Source organism: Paenibacillus sp. FSL K6-1230 (assembly GCF_038002385.1).
GTDB lineage: Bacteria > Bacillota > Bacilli > Paenibacillales > Paenibacillaceae > Paenibacillus > Paenibacillus massiliensis.
In genome coordinates this window covers 5,486,115-5,503,273 of record NZ_JBBOCK010000001.1, presented here as the reverse complement: position 1 = coordinate 5,503,273, position 17,159 = coordinate 5,486,115, and the positions used below count along the sequence as shown (strand labels likewise).

Annotated in this window: 13 protein-coding genes; 8 read left to right on the top strand and 5 right to left on the bottom strand. The window is 47.1% G+C overall.

Annotated elements, in window-relative coordinates; translation table 11 throughout:
* Positions 1–82 precede the first annotated feature (82 nt).
* The 8 genes from sigW (at position 83) to MKX74_RS24315 (ending at position 8,189) form a co-directional block, all read left to right on the top strand.
* Positions 83–649, top strand: coding sequence for an RNA polymerase sigma factor SigW (gene sigW / locus MKX74_RS24350; protein ID WP_025681218.1), 567 nt, complete (start codon positions 83–85; stop codon positions 647–649).
* Between the two features lie 167 nt (positions 650–816).
* On the top strand, positions 817–1,437 hold the full coding sequence (locus MKX74_RS24345; protein WP_018887941.1) for a zf-HC2 domain-containing protein: 621 nt from the start codon (positions 817–819) through the stop codon (positions 1,435–1,437).
* Between the two features lie 221 nt (positions 1,438–1,658).
* Positions 1,659–2,492 carry a diadenylate cyclase CdaA gene (gene cdaA, locus MKX74_RS24340; protein WP_018887940.1) on the top strand — a complete coding sequence of 278 codons (834 nt, stop codon included), beginning with the start codon at positions 1,659–1,661 and terminating at the stop codon, positions 2,490–2,492.
* Positions 2,489–3,934 carry a CdaR family protein gene (locus tag MKX74_RS24335; protein WP_341180076.1) on the top strand — a complete coding sequence of 482 codons (1,446 nt, stop codon included), beginning with the start codon at positions 2,489–2,491 and terminating at the stop codon, positions 3,932–3,934. Before cdaA ends, MKX74_RS24335 begins: the two co-directional genes overlap by 4 nt.
* A gap of 54 nt (positions 3,935–3,988) precedes the next feature.
* Complete coding sequence (glmM, locus tag MKX74_RS24330) at positions 3,989–5,329, top strand: phosphoglucosamine mutase (RefSeq protein ID WP_018887938.1); 1,341 nt, start codon at positions 3,989–3,991, stop codon at positions 5,327–5,329.
* A gap of 253 nt (positions 5,330–5,582) precedes the next feature.
* Positions 5,583–5,729 (top strand): hypothetical protein, encoded by a 147-nt coding sequence (locus tag MKX74_RS24325; protein WP_156897635.1) that lies wholly within the window; start codon positions 5,583–5,585, stop codon positions 5,727–5,729.
* Positions 5,730–5,942: 213 nt separating this feature from the next.
* Positions 5,943–7,775, top strand: coding sequence for a glutamine--fructose-6-phosphate transaminase (isomerizing) (gene glmS, locus MKX74_RS24320; RefSeq protein WP_133569917.1), 1,833 nt, complete (start codon positions 5,943–5,945; stop codon positions 7,773–7,775).
* Positions 7,776–8,036: 261 nt separating this feature from the next.
* Entirely contained in the window at positions 8,037–8,189 is a 153-nt protein-coding gene (locus tag MKX74_RS24315) for a hypothetical protein (RefSeq protein WP_341180075.1), read from the top strand.
* 346 nt (positions 8,190–8,535) lie between these two features.
* On the opposite strand, the gene MKX74_RS24310 is transcribed toward MKX74_RS24315, so the two are convergent.
* From MKX74_RS24310 to MKX74_RS24290, 5 genes are all read right to left on the bottom strand, one after another.
* A complete protein-coding gene (locus tag MKX74_RS24310) occupies positions 8,536–10,587 on the bottom strand; it encodes a beta-xylosidase family glycoside hydrolase (protein WP_341180074.1) in 2,052 nt (683 codons plus the stop codon).
* A gap of 43 nt (positions 10,588–10,630) precedes the next feature.
* Positions 10,631–12,541 carry a carbohydrate-binding protein gene (locus tag MKX74_RS24305; RefSeq protein WP_341180073.1) on the bottom strand — a complete coding sequence of 637 codons (1,911 nt, stop codon included), beginning with the start codon at positions 12,539–12,541 and terminating at the stop codon, positions 10,631–10,633.
* A gap of 629 nt (positions 12,542–13,170) precedes the next feature.
* Positions 13,171–13,566: a nuclear transport factor 2 family protein gene (locus MKX74_RS24300; RefSeq protein ID WP_445667292.1), complete on the bottom strand. Its 396-nt coding sequence runs from the start codon at positions 13,564–13,566 to the stop codon at positions 13,171–13,173.
* Positions 13,567–13,600: 34 nt separating this feature from the next.
* Positions 13,601–14,311 (bottom strand): DsbA family oxidoreductase, encoded by a 711-nt coding sequence (locus MKX74_RS24295; protein WP_341180072.1) that lies wholly within the window; start codon positions 14,309–14,311, stop codon positions 13,601–13,603.
* A gap of 187 nt (positions 14,312–14,498) precedes the next feature.
* On the bottom strand, positions 14,499–17,096 hold the full coding sequence (locus MKX74_RS24290) for a helix-turn-helix domain-containing protein (protein ID WP_341180071.1): 2,598 nt from the start codon (positions 17,094–17,096) through the stop codon (positions 14,499–14,501).
* Positions 17,097–17,159 lie beyond the last annotated feature (63 nt).

Genomic DNA, 17,159 nt, shown 5'->3' with positions numbered 1-17,159 from the left:
CCTTGCTTTTTCACTTCAGATAACATATCTTTAATAGTTGTATAAATTCGAGAACCCATCAGCAAGTCTGGGGGAATATATGGTGGATTATTTGGAGAGCCGCTTAGTCAACCTGGTCCTTAAAGGAGATCAGAGGGCTTTTGCTGAGCTTGTAGAACTGTATAAGGATAAAATATTTCATTTGACGTACCGGATGCTGAATAATCGGCATGAGGCAGAGGATATGGTTCAGGAGACTTTTCTGCGAGTATACAGGAATCTGGAGAAATATGATCATAATCAGAAGTTCTCTACCTGGATTTACCGGATCGCTACCAATCTATGTATAGATCGGCTGCGAAGAAGAAAGCCTACATATTCACTGGATGCTGAGTTGAATGATCAAGAGGGGTCAGATGGCTATGCCATGCTGCCCAGCGATGATCGTACACCTGAGGGTGAGACACTATTGCTGGAGACGCAGACCATTATTCGTGACGCGATAGCTACGCTACCACCTAAATACAAGACGGTGATGGTGCTTCGCTATCTTCAGGACATGTCATTGCAAGAAATCAGTGAGGTCGTGGACCTTCCGGTGACAACCATCAAGACAAGGGTACATCGCGGACGTGAATATTTGCGTAAAAAACTGGAACATAAGCTGTAAATTTATAGCTCGGATTTTTTTGAAACATATCCGTCTGCAAAGCGTATGGTATGTTGAGTAGCTGTGTTTTCGTGCTGAGATGTTGCAGATTAAGCTTAGGTGAATAGAGGCAGCATGCTGACATCACAGTACCGCAGGAGTTAATTGAAAGGAAAGGACTGGCTCATATGGAATGCAAACAGGCCATTTCTTGGATGCATGATTACTTGGATCATGAGCTGCCGAAGCAAGAAGGACTAGAATTGCAAGAGCATTTGCGCTCGTGTGAGGATTGTCGTATACGTTTTGGAGAGCTGGAGCGGACTGAAATGCTGCTGTTTGGGACTCGTGATTCCCTGCCTCCTGTATCGGATGCATTGACAGAGCAGATTTTGAAGGTCATGCCACAGCAGAAGCAGCAACGGACTTGGGTCCGATGGATCAAGAGGCATCCGGCACTAACTGCGGCTGCTTTGTTTCTGGTTGTCATTGTATCCAGCGGCTTGAATTCATGGGGACAAGGAGATCAATTGATTGTCCGTGTCAAGGGGGATAACCCCGAGAACGTGATCATTCAGGGCCATAAGGTCATTGTGCCAGAGGGCACCTCCATAGCTGGGAACCTTACGGTGGAGAATGGCGAGGCAGAGGTATACGGAGAAGTTCAAGGGAATTTGACAGTTATTGACGGTTCGTATTTCAAGGCTTCCACGGCCCACATCTCAGGTGAGATCAAAAGTATAGATCAAGCGCTGGATTGGGTATGGTACAAGGTATCTGATATCTTCACAGAAGTAGCATATCGTTAAGAAGTTATAGTATAATTGAGGGAAGCGCCTGTTCTGGTGGACGGGCGCTTCTTTTCGCAAAAAAGGTACCAAATATTCTCAGAAAAGACGTATTCGGCTATGAAGCAGCGACATGACTTGCAACATGGCTTGTAACGTTATAACCTAGATACACAATCCACAATATATACATATGTGAATTGGGGATAACCCACTATTTATAGAAATACGGGGGCATGCGCATGCTGGATTACTTTGCGAATATGACGTGGCAGGAATCCATTAAGGATTTAATCGATATTTTGATTGTAACCTATATTATTTATCAGATTATCTTGCTAGTCCGTGGTACACGGGCAGTGCAATTGCTCAAGGGGATATTGGTGCTGGTCGTGATCTGGGCGCTAAGTACCTGGTTCGATCTGTTCACGCTAAAATGGCTGATGAATCAGATGTTTACCTTTGGTGTACTGGCCATCTTCATTATCTTCCAGCCTGAGCTTCGTAGGGGTCTTGAGCAGCTTGGTCGAGGCAAGCTGTTTGGCCGGAGTCCGATGGAGGATGAGGAGCTCAATAAGTTTATAGGTGAAATTATTAAAGCCGTAAATTATTTATCACGTCGAAAAATTGGTGCTCTGCTCGTGTTCGAGCGGCAGACAGGGTTAAATGAATACACTGAATCAGGGATTAAGATGCAATCCTTGATTAGCTCCGAGCTGCTCATTAATATTTTTATTCCGAATACACCTCTTCATGATGGGGCGGTCATCGTGCAGAATAATCAGATTGCAGCAGCAGCCTGCTATTTGCCGTTATCTGAGAATCCTTTTATCAGCAAGGAGCTAGGGACTCGGCATCGGGCGGCTATCGGTGTCAGTGAGGTTGCGGATGCCGTAGCCATCGTAGTCTCTGAAGAGACTGGACATATTTCACTTGCCATGAATGGACAGGTTGTCCGTGATATAAAAGAAGAATCCTTAATCTCTAAATTATATGAAGAGCTGCGTCCGGCTGCAGTTCTAAAAGAAAAGCGTGGCTCTTTCTGGAAGCGGGGAGGAGGCGGCAATCAGGCATGATGGAGAAATGGTTCAACAATAATACAGTAGCCAAAATTCTGGCACTTGCAGTAAGTATACTGCTATGGGCGATGGTTCATCTGGATAGCGGTACGACAGCACCTTCTCTGACTACATCTTACGGGACGCGAACTATTGATAATGTGAAGATTCAGACGATTGGTCTTGATGATTCACGCTATGAGTTGACCGGGATGAATACGGATCGTGTTCGTATCCAGGTGAGAGGACAGCGTTCTGCCCTGACCTCATTTTTCGGTGATGATTATAACGTAAGTGTAGATCTCAGCCACATGCAGGAAGGCACAGAGACTCTGCCTCTAATGAAGCCAGACGTTCCATTCGGCGTGGAAGTTGTATCTATGGAGCCTTCTATGATTACTGTAACGGTCGAGCAGAAGCAGACAAAGGCATTCAACGTCAAGATAACTCCTACCGGAGAGGCAGCAGAAGGGATGCACGTTGGAGCAGGGGTGGCTGATCCGACTACCGTCAATGTGACCTTGCCTACTAGCAGGATGGAGACCGTGGCAAGTGTGCAGGGATTTGTGGATGTGAGCAAAGCGTCAAGCAATATAGAGAACCGAAAGGTGAAGCTCAAGGCATATGACAAGAATGGTAAAGAGATCGAGGGTGCAGTCCTTGAGCCAGACACTGCTTCTGTTGTTGTACCGATCAGTCAGGGCTACAAGTCCTTACCTATCAAAGTGAGCTACACTGGCGAATTGCCAGAGGGTCTTGTGCTCTCCGATGTAAATCCCAGTGTGACTGAGGCTGCTGTCTATGGTACGCCGGATTATCTCAGCAAGGTTCAAGGGAGCATTCATGCTACACTTGACTTGAGCAGGCTTGAGGCACAGGGGACGACAGGGGTGCAGGTTGCGTTGACGAAGCCTGAGGGGGCTGAGCGTATTACTCCAGAATCGGTGGAGCTACAAGTTACCGTAGCACCTTTTGGAGAAGTTCAGGATATCAGGCGCACTATGACAGACATACCCGTGACCCTTCAGGGAGCAGCTAGTGCAGAAGCCGCTTCGATTACTGAGCCCCAGAGCCGAAGCCTGAATATCGAGGTAAGTGGTCCTGAGAATTTGGTGAATAATCTTACGAATGATGATATCATGCTAGTGGCGGATGTTACCGGGCTCCAGGCTGGTGATCATTCAATTCCTGTACAGATTACACTTCCAAGGTACATTACAAGACCTGAAGGCAGTCAGCCACTGATGGTCACAGTTAATGTTCAGGAGGCTTCTGTGCCGGCAAATACGCCAGAGCAGACAGCACCAGAATCTTCGCCTGATGCAGAGAATAATCAGCCTGTACAGGGAAATGGTGAAGCTACACCTTCTACTACAGACCAAGCTGGAAATACAGGGGAGTCTAGTCCAGAGACATCCAGTGATGATAGCTCCCAAGATAATAACAATAGCCAACCTTAGGGCGACTACAAAGAACATACAACAAAGACTATATGATAGGGGAGTCATGAAGTAATGGGGAAATATTTTGGTACAGACGGTGTCCGTGGAGTTGCCAATAAAGAATTAACCGCAGAGATGGCATATAGCATCGGTCGGTGTGGAGGATATGTCCTTGCAGGTAATGTGGAGAAGCCTACCGTAGTCATCGGAATGGATACGCGTATCTCGGGTCTGATGCTGGAGTCTGCGCTTGTTGCTGGGCTTCTGTCCATTGGTGCTAATGTCATTCGACTAGGCATCGTATCGACACCAGGAGTAGCTTATCTTACGCGATTGCTCCAGGCTGATGCGGGGGTCATGATCTCGGCTTCTCATAATCCCGTTGAGGATAATGGCATTAAGTTTTTCGGGGGAGACGGCTTCAAGCTGACAGATGAGACCGAACTGAAGATCGAGGAGCTGATGGATGCGGAAGAGGATACGCTTCCTCGCCCGATTGGTGGTGCACTTGGTGCCCTGCGTGTTGATAATGAAGCACGTTACAAATATCTGGACTATCTGAAGACAACAATTAGCCAGTCTTTTGAAGGACTTAAGGTTGTTCTTGATTGTGCTAATGGAGCGGCTTATGAGCTTGCACCTAAGCTATTCGAGGAGCTTGGAGCGGAGGTAATTGCGATTGGCGCGGAGCCTAACGGTCTGAATATCAATGATCATTGTGGTTCTACCCATCCAGAACAATTGAAGGAAGCTGTGCTCCAGCACAAGGCAGATATTGGTCTTGCCTTTGACGGAGATGCGGACCGTCTGATTGCAATCGATGAGAATGGGGCAGAGGTAGATGGTGACTTCATCCTTTGTATTTGTGGAGATGCCATGAACCGTGCTGGCAAGCTGAAGGATTCTACCATCGTAACGACGGTCATGAGTAACATTGGTTTCTATAAAGCTACCGAGCAGCTCGGCATTCAGACGGCCAAGACTGCGGTGGGGGACAGATATGTGATGGAGGAAATGCGCCGTGGCGGGTATAATCTGGGCGGTGAGCAATCAGGTCATGTCATTTTCCTCGACTATAACACGACTGGTGATGGCATCCTGACAGGGATTCAACTGATTGACACGATGAAGGCTACTGGCAAAAAGCTGAGTGAGCTGAAGTCGCTGATGACGCAATATCCACAGGTGCTCGTGAATGTGCGTGTGCAGGATAAGAGCAATTATCCAGGCAATGTTGCCATTGCAACTGCGATTGAGAAAGTTGAGCAGGAGCTTGGTAGCAATGGCCGTGTGCTTGTAAGACCATCGGGAACAGAGTCGCTGATTCGCGTTATGGCTGAAGGACCCGACAAGGCAGAGCTGGAGAAATATGTCGATGAGATTGCTGAGGTCGTAAAAAAGGAACTAGTTTAGAAAAAATGGTGACCTTTGGTGACTAGCTAACATATGCTGTGATGTGGGCTGTTGAACGGTTCAAGCCGTTTCGACAGTTCATGTTACGGGTATTCGTTACAGAAGCTCATTGCAAAACTGTAGCCGAATGCATATAATGATTGAGTGCATTTTAATTTGAAGTAGAAAGTGAGGATCGTAAGGTATAACCACTTAAGCGCCAGAGCTTGCTCATGCGCGGGGAACATGTTGGTACAGCTTCTAGGGAGCTTATTTGCATGGACGGCTGCTGCAAGCTGACGAGGTGGGGGTGTTCGAAATATTCGGCGGGGACCTCCCGGTTGTATCACCAGACCGTGAACCGATGCTTGGAAAATGGATGGGTGACTGTCCACACAACAAGCCGGTTGGTGAACCATAATATACTTGAACAGTTCATTTCATGGATGTACGGCATCAGAAGAGGGTATGCGGTACAGAAGAAATGCGTAGCATTCGTGAAGCCTGTTGTTTTAGTGATGCGTAATTGTATATCTCATATAGGATAACTTCATAACTGTACACATTTCGACATGTACCGCATGAGTTTCCTTCTGTTGTCCTGTCAGTGAAATGACGAACGGAGGAAACGAACATGTGTGGTATTGTTGGATATATTGGTAATCAGAATACGCAGGATGTACTGATTGATGGTCTCAAGAAGCTGGAGTACCGTGGATATGATTCTGCTGGTATTGCTGTTTTTACAGATAAAGGATTGCAAGTGTCAAAGGCTAAAGGTCGTCTGGCTAACCTGGAAGCGAAGCTGGAGGATGCTCCATTGGTTGGTTATGCAGGTATCGGCCATACACGTTGGGCTACTCACGGTAAGCCTTCCGATGTGAACTCCCATCCACATACAGATGAGAGCCAGAAATTCTCAGTCGTCCACAACGGGATTATCGAGAACTATCTGGAGCTGAAGGAAGAATTGATGGCTGAAGGTCATGTGTTCGTATCGGAGACGGATACAGAGATCGTATCGCACCTGATTGCACGTGAGTATGAGGGTGATATTGTTAAAGCTGTGCAAAAGGCGATCACTTATATGCGTGGTGCATTTGCATTGGGTGTATTGACTGAGCATGAGCCGGATAAATTAGTAGCAGTTCGTCAAGCGAGCCCACTGGTTATCGGTGTTGGTGAAGGGGAGAACTTCATTGGGTCTGACATCCCTGCGATTCTGAAATATACGCGTAATGTATTTATTTTGGAAGACGGAGAGATGGCTGTTCTGACTAAGGATGCTGTCGAACTGCTGACGATTGAAGGGAACTTTATTTCTCGGGAAATGATTCGTGTCGATTGGGATGCAGTCACTGCAGAAAAAGGCGGCTTTGAGCATTTCATGCTGAAGGAAATCCACGAGCAGCCGAAGGCTTATCGTGATACGATGCTGGGACGGATTGATCACAAGAATCATCAAGTAGTGCTTCCAGAATTGAAGCTTACGGATGAGCAGATCAAGAACATTCGCAACATTCACATCGTAGCTTGTGGTACGGCATACAATGCTGGCCTAATCGGACGTACAGTGATTGAGAAATTTGCACGTATTCCAGCGGAAAATGATGTGGCTTCCGAGTACCGTTACCGCTCACCAATCATTACACCAGAGACGCTCGTGATTGTAGTCAGCCAATCTGGCGAAACTGCTGATACACTGGCTGCCTTGAGAGAAGCACAGGCTAATGGCGCTCATGTATTGGCTGTTACCAACGTCGTAGGTAGCTCCATTGCTCGTGATGCAGATGATGTATTGGTGACACTGGCAGGACCAGAGATCGCTGTAGCCTCCACCAAAGCATACTCCTCACAGCTGATTGCGTTCTATCTGCTGGGCCTGTACCTGGGTCAAGTTCGTGGTACAGTAACCAAGGAAGAGGCTAGTGAAGTGCTGGCAGCCATGGAAGCTCTGCCTGAGCAAGTCGAGAGCATGCTGAAGCAAGCAGATGCTATCAAAGCCTATGCGGAGCAAATCTCCAAGCATGAGCACCTGTTCTTCATTGGACGTGGTCAAGACTACGCTGTAGTACAGGAAGGTTCCCTGAAGCTCAAGGAGATTTCCTACATTCACTCCGAAGCCTATGCGGCAGGTGAGCTGAAGCACGGAACGCTGGCACTGATTGAGGATGGAATCCCAGTTATTGCGCTGGTAACCCAAGAATCCGTAATGGAGAAGACGGTCAGCAATATTAAGGAAGTTAAAGCTCGTGGTGGTGACGTACTTGCAATTACTTACGAAGAGCATGCAGCTGAGCTGATGAAATCGGTAGACCAAGTGTTCGCGATTCCGAAGACATTGCCAATTCTGTCTGCTGCCGTCTCTGTCGTGTCCTTGCAGTTGCTGGCATACTATGCAGCTCTTGCTCTGGGTCATGACGTGGATAAACCACGTAACCTTGCGAAGAGTGTAACGGTGGAATAAGGGACGTTTCAGGCTGACATTTGTTGTCAAAAGAAAATAAAGTATTAGACTGAAAAATAAAGTGTTAGACTCGGAAAATAAAGTATTAGACTAAGAAAATAAAGTTGTAGACTGAGGAAATAAAGTATTAGACTAACAAATTTGGCCATACTACTACTAGAAGCTCTTCTACTGTCTACAGAACTGACTTCCAGATTAACATCATGACTCCAAACGGGGCTGCCTTCAGGTAGCCCTGTTTTCTTTTAAGGAGGCGTAACCATGGCAAAGCGTAAGCGTGAAATCACGGATGCCAAAATTAATAGATTCATCAAAGAAGGTAGTGGTCAAGGAACAGGAGCCGATTACCTTCCTTGGTTGCGAGTGTTGGAAGAAAATGAAGTGTTAGACTCGGGAAATAAAGTTGTAGACTGATAAAATGGAGTATTAACTGATAAATTTTTGCTGCAATATTATGGAATATCAATACCAAAGCTTAGTGCCATATTGCTAATAAATTCATCTTCGTTCAGTTTCTCACGTGCCTTCATTAAGTCTTCGCCGGTATGGTATCTCAATTGGCTAGATGGATCGGTTACCGCCTTGTAAATCAATTCAGCGTATTGATGCAATCTGATTCAATTGAACGCAAAAAATTCGTACAAGGCTTGATAGCCAAATAAAGATCGGTTTAGGCTCATTCGTACTTGATTCCAAACCGATCTTTTCAATGCTTTTAAATCCACTATTTAAGCTTTATTGCATGAACCCAACAATTGGGCTATTGGACATGAAAATAATCAAAGTCGACGAATCCTCCAGTCTGGCGTGTAGCGAAATGGAATAGGGCAAACCGGTAGCCCATGAAATGAGGCAACGTGTACGACATCTGCAATGTGTTTCCAATGGTGGTCCATTGGGTTCCATCAAGACTGTAATAAAAATAGGCCTTGTCTGTCTGATTGGTAAAGTCACATAACACCTTGAAGTATACTCGATTCTGGGTAACGGGAACATTGGCCACTTCCGTCATGGCTCCTGAGCTTGCATTGACCATCACAATGGATGTGGAGGAACCTGTCTTCTTCACACCCACAAACCCATATTTGTCTTGAAAGGCTGCCAGCCCGGCATAATCTCCATCTTTCATGCCCTCTGTCTCCATCGCGATGATTCCGGTGCTCCGAGGTCCAAATGTTCTTTGTGTGAGCGTATTTCTGGCATTGAGAATACTTGTACTAAGCGTTCCTGTCGTAAGTCGCAGGAAGCCAGGGCGCTGCGTAAGCGACCAGTTGGCCGGATCCGGATTATGATTCCACTGCCAGAATTTCGCCAGCTCGGAGGAGGCTTCTGCGGTAGCAGTGCTTGTGAGTGAGACATCGTCGAGATAGAAGTCCATTAAATCATTCGCGGAATCAGGTGATGCTTGATAGGGCGTCTCCACGAAAATAAAGCTTTGCGAAAGGTCAGCCTGAGCAGGAAGGGTATAGGTTCCTTGAATGGTTCCCCATTGTCCCTTGGTTAACGTAGTGCTGCCCATAATGGAAATGCCGGTATAGCTGGGGCCGTGCTGGATACTTAGTTGAAACGGCTTGGTATCCGGTCCTGTCAGATATTTGACTTTCGCTGAGAACTGATAGACCTCACCTGGTTTCAACTTGCCAGTCAATTCCTGCTTTGGACCGGCAGCAGTCTGCCGCCTACCACTGACGAATAGGCTCTGATTCCCACTGAATTTCTCGGCTTGAGTCTTGTCGATGTTCGCTGTGTTATTAGGTTCCCAAGGGCTTGTGTCATTATTCTCAAATCCTCCATTTACAATCAACTGCTCTGCTGTGGTTGAAGCGGAGAAATCGTCAGATCCATAGATTTTCTTCAGTGGATGACCTTCTGCAGGAAGCTCCATCGTCAGCGGTACCTTACCATTCACACCAAATACCGGCCATTGATCGGTCCAAGTGACGGGGACAAGGTAAGGAATACGTCCTATGGCGCCACTGTCCCTGAAGAGCATGCCGTACCAGGAGCCTGATACAGTGTCGACAATCCCACCCTGTGCGATTCCTGAATCCTTAAGGACAACTTTTCCCGTATAAGGGCCAGTCAGGCTATCAGCACGATAGCATATTTGAACTCTTCCCTCGCCAGAGGGCCAAGCAATCAGGAAAATATAGTATTTGCCGTTGATTTTTTGTATATGAGCTCCTTCTGCCTTCAAGATCAGGTTGGAGCCCGCGACCTGGCTGGCATTGGGTATGATGACCTGCTTCAGGCCGCCAGATTTAATAGCTGTAGCATCCGGGGTCAGCTCTACGATACTGATCTGGTCACTACCATAGACAAGATATACGCGTCCATTATCAAATAGCAATGAAGCATCATGGTAATAGCTGCCCAGCACGTTCGAGGTCCAGGGACCTTCTTCAATGTTACGTGTCTGGTAAACATAGGTCTTGCCAGTAGAAAGAGAGCCATAAGCAACGTAGTATATTCCATTATGGTACCGAAGGCTACTTGCCCATGAACCTCTCCCATATTCATTCTGACCATTTTGCAGATTGTGAGAAGCTTGATCGGCGTAAGTATCATACACGTAATTGACAATCTCCCAGTTGACGAGATCATATGATTTCATGATCGGAACACCAGGGTTCATGTGCATAGTTGTACTGGTCATATAATAGGTGTCCCCTACCCGAATGACATCATTATCTGGAACATCTGCATAAATTACTGGATTGTTGAAGGATGCAGCTGACGATAGATTACCCATTGGAAACATGACCATGAGGAGTGGAAGGATCATGAACAGCAGCCCTGCTTTCTTTAACATATTAGTGCCTCCTGACCAATTCTAGAGCTTCTATGAGAATGACCTATAGCGAAAACTCAATATAGTCAACGTAGGCGTCCCAGGTCCCGTCATCGGATGTCAGGGTAAGCTTGACCTCCTGGTCTCCTGTGAGGTGAGTAATATTGGATAGGGTCTGAACGGTCGGCGTTGTGCCTGTAAAATAGAACGAACCTACAGTAGCTCCGCCAATGATCAGGTCCACTTTGGCCGTAGCTGCATTACTTGAAGCTCCACGTACCGATATCTGGTGGGTAGGGTTAGCAAAGAATTGGGTATAGGATGCATAATCTTGGTTGGCATATAAGGCAACACCTTCAAAAGGGCTACTAATCTTGCCTGCATAAGTCCCGCCGATATTCATATTCTCCGCCTCAACCCGCGTTGCGGTATTGCCGCCGCCCGAATTAGGTGTGAATTGCCAGGCATCCAGATTGAAGAGTGGATTGCTGCCGGCACCAGTGAACACGAGATAGACATTACGCACTCCGGTTGCATTGTTGATGGTAGTCTCTAGTTCTTTCCATGTCTGCATGCCTCCAGTGGAAGGAACATTCAGTGTACCGACCAAAGGGCCAGTCTCACTGTCAAGTCGGATTTCAATATTACCGCCGACATTCGCGGCGACATTGGCCTTGAAGGACTTTGCCCCCGTAGAGCCAAAGTCAGCCTTGCCGACTGCAATCCAGTCCCCATTGTGTATGTTGGTCACATTCAGATTACTGATTGGACCACCACTGGCTTGTGTTGGCTCCGTCGTCACACCTGCCTGCCACGCAATGGTCTCGGCTTCGACGCGGGTGTAAGGATTCAGATTGGAGAGCTGAGCAATTCCTGTCAAATTGCCCTGAACTTCGGCAATACTCCCATCTGAGTTGTGGACTAGCTTGTTGATATGCGGAGAACGGTAGCCCATTCCAGCCCCGATTTGCGCTTTGCTAACGGTCTGGGCATGGTACACGACATACCATTCATTTTTAAAATTGAATACAGCATGGTGATTGTTGCCACCTACACCGAAGAACGTATATGGATTTTTCAGAAAATGCCCCTTATAGGTGAAGGGCCCCATGGGACTGTCGCTGACCATATAGCCAATCTCGCCTGCAGGATATTGGGGCGGGTGCGTGCCAGCAAAATTAATGCAGTACGAATAATAGTACTTCCCGTTATATTTATGCATACCAGAATCCTCGAATAGATAAGGGGCATCAATAGTGGTAGCGCTTCCAATAATACTTGTCATGTCTGCCCCCAATTTGATAACTCTGGCGGTCTTTGGATTCGCAATGGAGGCTGGGTCGGATGTGTTCGGAATTCCGCCGCCACTGTATAAATATCCTGTGCCATCATCGTCCACCAGCACGGCGGGGTCAAACAACCAGGTAACACCAGCCATTCCAGGCGTACTATGTGTCAGAAGAGCTCGACCAAGAGGATCTGTCCAAGGCCCGATCGGGGTGTCTGCTGTCAGAACACCAATACCAGCTCCACCATTGGCGAAGTACAGGAAGAACTTGTCCTTTCCGTTAACCTTTTTATGAGCTATGGCTGGCGCCCAAGAGTTGCCTGCCCATTTGGCGATACCTTTGCCATTATTTTTGTTGTTGGCACCAGCGACCGGGATGGCACCATGATCTGTCCAATTCACCATGTCTGCGGAGGAAATGACCTGAATACGATCCAATGCACTGAAGTCATTATCTTGAATAGATCCGTTATTGTTATACACATACGTATCACTGGACATGTAAATATAGACTCTTCCCTCGTGCACGAGGGCGTAGGGGTCAGCTCCCAGCTTATGATCCATAAGCGGATTGGAGTTGCCAGGGAGCTTGGCTAATGGCTGATTAGCAGCATCGGCATACAGTGTGGGGAAGACAGCGAACAATAAAGCCAATGTTAGAAATGAAGCCAGACATCTTTTGATCATCTTAATAACCTCCATGTTTTTTTATATGGTTATATGCCAGGCAGCCCAACATGATTTCAATGCTGCTAGGTAGCACTGGACCTGAACCCAGGATAAAAAATGACATGTAAATCCTCATGCGTGTATTTAACAAGATAGAAATGGAATCGCTTTCATAAACCTGCAAGCATCGTATAGGCCAAGGCGTTCTATGAAGTCTCATGGCGTTCTGTGAAGTCTGTGCGTGAGCGTTGAAACTATGTAGTGAGTCATGCCACGAGCAGAAATGTACAGCAGTAGAGAGGAGTTGAAACAGCTGATTGTAAGAGAAATGTGTGTGTTCTAAGAGAATGCAGCGCAATCAGAGTTAACGGAATAGCCGGAAAAAATGAAATAATATGTAATTGTTTGGGTTTAAATGGGTTTTGTTGGCGCAATAATACCATTTTGTATCATAAATTACAATATATTTATTTGTGAGGTGAGGTCAATTGCGAGTAAAGCGGAGCAAAGGTTTCCTGTTTTGACATGGAATCGTATCAGCTGGCATTCGGATATGACACCACATGTATTACTTTTTTCGTAAAAAACAACACAAAAGCAGGATCTACGTCCGCGATGGAAATAAATCCTGCTGTGTGAGAGCCTGCTCACTTGGACAGCATGGAGGCTTGGACCAAATGACTATCGACGTATTGCTTGAAGCGTACAATTTTTCCGTTCTCGACCCGCCAAATATGCACAAAGTCTGCCTCGAAAAATTTGCCTGTCAGCTTATAGGTGCCGAAGTAGACACCAACGACGATGATGGTATTTCCGTCCTCATAGAATTCCTTTGGCTTCGCCATATAATTATCCCATTCACTGCCTAGCCGGGAAAAAACGTTGTGGAAAATCTCTTCGTAGCCCACATACGTGCCAGCATAAGGAAAACCTGCGGCTTCTGTCCATTCGGCGTGCTCGGCTAAATAAGCTTGATATTTCAAACCGTTTTCCTTAGCGTCGCCTTCATAAGTGCTCTTGACCATTTCCAGATTGCTCAGCATAATTCACCTCATAAATAAGGGTATTGTTCGTTCATTATTGGATAGAGCATCCATCGTCACTGCAAGTACCATCGGAATCCGAACCGCGCACTTCGCCCAGAATCTGTAGAGGCTGCGATTCGCCCCAGGACGTATTCAGCGCTTGCAGGAAGGTGTCGCTCGCTTGCGCACCAGAAATAGCATATTTACGGTCAATGACAAAAAAAGGAACACTGGTAACACCTAATTGCTGTGCTTCCTCTTCATCCTGTCGAACCTTGTCTGCAAATTCCGAGCTTGCGAGAAGGCGACGTACAGAGCTCTCATCTAACCCAGCTTCAAGGGCTAATTGAATCAACGTCTCGTGATCTCCCAGATGACGACCGTCTGTAAAGTAGGCTTTGAATAAGTCCTGAAATATAGCTGCTTTTCCTTGTTGGTCTGCATACTTCGCTAGGCGGTGGGCATCGAAGGTATTGGTCAGCTGGATAGCGTCGAATTGGAAGTCGAGCCCCGACTGGGCTGCTTGCACTCCAATGTTATGATTCATCGCAATGGCTTCCTCACGCTTCATACCATACTTGCCAACCAGCATGTCATGCACGTCATGCTCTTCACGCACAGGTGCATTTGGATCAAGCTCAAAGCTTTTGAATACGATCTTCACGTCCTCCTTGTGTGAAAATTGCTCCAGTGCTTGCTCAAATCTCTGCTTGCCAATATAGCAAAACGGACAGGCAAAATCAGACCAAATTTCAACATTCATGATAAAGCTCCTCTCAGATGAAAACCATATTGTAGTCCTTGCATCGGTAAAATGAATGTTGTATCGTTCGTCTTAATGTAACAATAATAGTTACAACAATATTTTCTGTCAAGTAAATTTATTAAATCAAAAAGGCCTTCATTCCCATTAAGGGAAGAAAGCCTTTAGGATGAATCACTAGTGGGAACTATGTCTCCAGTGCAAAAGCAATGATTTGATCCTTGGTCAGGGACTTGCCCTTGTTCCATATGTCCTGCCACTCCTGCTCTTCAAGAGCATTCTGTGCCATATGAAATGCGTGTCGGTATTCCACTGGATAATTTGGAGACGTAGACCCACCAGAGGCTTCGCGGTATTTCTCGGCAGCACTCAGAAGAACAACGGTATCAGGGTAGGCTTGCTGGGTACACAAGGCAATCGCCAGCCCTTCTATACTTCGCGATAGTACCCAGGTTCCTTTATAGATATGGCTGATCGCCACACTTTTCTTGAAATATTCTACGGCCTGCTCCACTTGTCCAAGCTTCAATGCGGAGTAGCCAAAGCCTTCGTAAGGACCCGACAATTCCCATTTATCCTGTATCTGTTCGAAGCATTGGATGCTTTCTTGAAATAACAGGACAGCTTTACTGTACTGATTTTGTAGAAGCTCAAGCTTACCCCACGCATGCAATGAGCCTCCCAGATTCCAGAGATCGTGGGCTTGTCTGGAGATATTTACGCTTTCTTGGACGAAATCCCGGGCTTCCTTCAACTGTTCGAGACTCATATGGATGAATCCCATCAGTCGCAGCGAGGAGGCAAGTAGTCCCGAATGATTCAGGCTGCGCGCGAATGCCACACTGGTGCCTGCCGAAGCTCTCGCCTGTTCCAGTCTACCAGAGACGAAGAGAATAACCCCTTGTCCGTGTAGTGCTTTGGTGGTATCAGCATGGATCTGTTTTTCGTCGATAGGCTCCTCCATATGGATATCGTCCAGAAATCGTCCCAGCCACAGCAACCCTTGATTCCAGGTGCCCTCGTGGAGCCAGAACCAGTATAATGCGGATGCCATCTGAATGCCGATGGGCCGGGCTACCTGATGATGATAAGCCCACTGTAGCACATTACTTACATTTGCATATTCGCGTCGGACATTCTGTAGACAGGCATCTCGTTCATGGGTACGGAATTTAGCCTCGGCACTCATCAAATAGCAGCTGTAATACCGGGTATATCGCTCCGACAGGAGATGTCTGCCCTGGTCAGCCGATGCCTCAAGCAGTCGCTCTGCGGCATATTCCTTAATGGATTCCAGCAGGGAATAGCGCATGGAATTATGGTCATGGCTTGGATCGACACCTACCAGTGATTTATTCACGAGACTGGATAATAGATCTAGCAGTTCTAGCTCTGTAATATTGTCCGGGCGATTAACGGCTCCTGGTTCACAGCTGCACACCGACTCAGCGGCATCCAAAGTAAAGCCTCCCGAGAAGATGCTTAGCCGCTGTAAGAGAAGCTGCTCCTTGGCTGTGAGCAAAGTATAGCTCCAGTCGATCGTCGATTTTAGCGTTTGTTGGCGGTGGATTGCCGTTCTCCTTCCAGCAGTCAATAACGTGAGCAGACTGGAAAGACGCTCAACGATTTGTTCCAGGGTCAATACATTCATTCGCGCTACAGCAAGCTCAATGGCTAGAGGAATACCTTCCAATCGTTTGCAAATTTCGCAAATGAGCCGCAAGGATTGCATAGTTGGTTGAAAATGGGGAGTAACGGTTCGGGCCTTTGCCAAAAACAGCTGCACCGCTTCATATTGTTGAATGTCCTCCGCAGGCAACTCCTCCACAGCATCCGCCAGATGTGGCGTTGTTAGGGGTTGAACCCGGTACATATATTCACCATGGATGTTCAGAGCTTCTCGGCTCGTGACGAGAATGCTTAAGGATGGTGCAGCGGATAGAAGAGCTTCCGCCAAGGCGCTGCTTGCATTAATGAGGTGCTCACAATTATCAAATATGAACAATTGCTTTTGGCCAGATACAAAGCTCACGAGTGATCCTATGTCACTTTGCGCTGGCTGATTTTGCAAGCCCAAGGTCGACAACAGGAACTGACTTACAAGATCAGGGTCACCTACGGAGCCCAGCTCGAACAGCCAAATACCGTCTGGATACAGCTCGGTAAGCTGTGCAGCCACCTGTATGGCAAGCGATGTCTTGCCAATACCTCCAGGACCCAGGAGGGAGACGAGGGAGTGCTCTCGCAGCAATTCCTTAATCTCGGTCGTTGCTTCACGTCGTCCAATGAAGAGAGGAAGAGAGCCAGGCATATTGCCTTGTGACTTGGAGGAGTAGGCTACTTGATCTCCCTGTCTACGCACTGGATGATGACCTGCCTGACCAGAATCTGAGGCTGTCGCGTCCGTGCTGGAAACAGCCACGTTGGCGGGACTCATAATCGTGTCGAACCAATCCTCATCAAAGTCGGGAAATTCTCGGTGTGTGGCGGAACGGGCCTCCGACAATCGTTTGACTGCAAGCCATAGCTCGCTAGCTTCCTTCTGCTGGGCTCCTTCCAGCAAATGTCCTTCCTCCAGAAACACTTGAATCAATCGCTTCAGACTACCGATGCTGGGTATGCGATCACCATTTTCCCATTGCTGAACGGTTCGGGGGTCAACGCCGACCTGAGCTGCCAAGTCCACTTGGCGCATTTTTTTTCGTGCGTCCTCTCGGACGGGTCTGGATCGGAATTTTTTGATCAGTTCATGAGGCCACTCTTTGGTGAATTTCCGGTCATCCATTGTATCACCTGAAATCTATTAGTTATGGTCACAGCATTTCAATGTCCGGCAGCTAGGTTGCAT

Excerpts from the sequence above, each read along its gene's own strand:
- MKX74_RS24345 (WP_018887941.1), top strand. The coding sequence starts at position 817 with ATGGAATGCAAACAGGCCATTTCTTGGATGCATGATTACTTGGATCAT.
- cdaA (WP_018887940.1), top strand. The coding sequence starts at position 1,659 with ATGCTGGATTACTTTGCGAATATGACGTGGCAGGAATCCATTAAGGAT.
- MKX74_RS24335 (WP_341180076.1), top strand. The coding sequence starts at position 2,489 with ATGATGGAGAAATGGTTCAACAATAATACAGTAGCCAAAATTCTGGCA.
- glmM (WP_018887938.1), top strand. The coding sequence starts at position 3,989 with ATGGGGAAATATTTTGGTACAGACGGTGTCCGTGGAGTTGCCAATAAA.
- glmS (WP_133569917.1), top strand. The coding sequence starts at position 5,943 with ATGTGTGGTATTGTTGGATATATTGGTAATCAGAATACGCAGGATGTA.
- MKX74_RS24315 (WP_341180075.1), top strand. The coding sequence starts at position 8,037 with ATGGCAAAGCGTAAGCGTGAAATCACGGATGCCAAAATTAATAGATTC.
- MKX74_RS24310 (WP_341180074.1), bottom strand. The coding sequence starts at position 10,587 with ATGTTAAAGAAAGCAGGGCTGCTGTTCATGATCCTTCCACTCCTCATG.
- MKX74_RS24305 (WP_341180073.1), bottom strand. The coding sequence starts at position 12,541 with ATGATCAAAAGATGTCTGGCTTCATTTCTAACATTGGCTTTATTGTTC.
- MKX74_RS24300 (WP_445667292.1), bottom strand. The coding sequence starts at position 13,566 with ATGCTGAGCAATCTGGAAATGGTCAAGAGCACTTATGAAGGCGACGCT.
- MKX74_RS24295 (WP_341180072.1), bottom strand. The coding sequence starts at position 14,311 with ATGAATGTTGAAATTTGGTCTGATTTTGCCTGTCCGTTTTGCTATATT.
- MKX74_RS24290 (WP_341180071.1), bottom strand. The coding sequence starts at position 17,096 with ATGGATGACCGGAAATTCACCAAAGAGTGGCCTCATGAACTGATCAAA.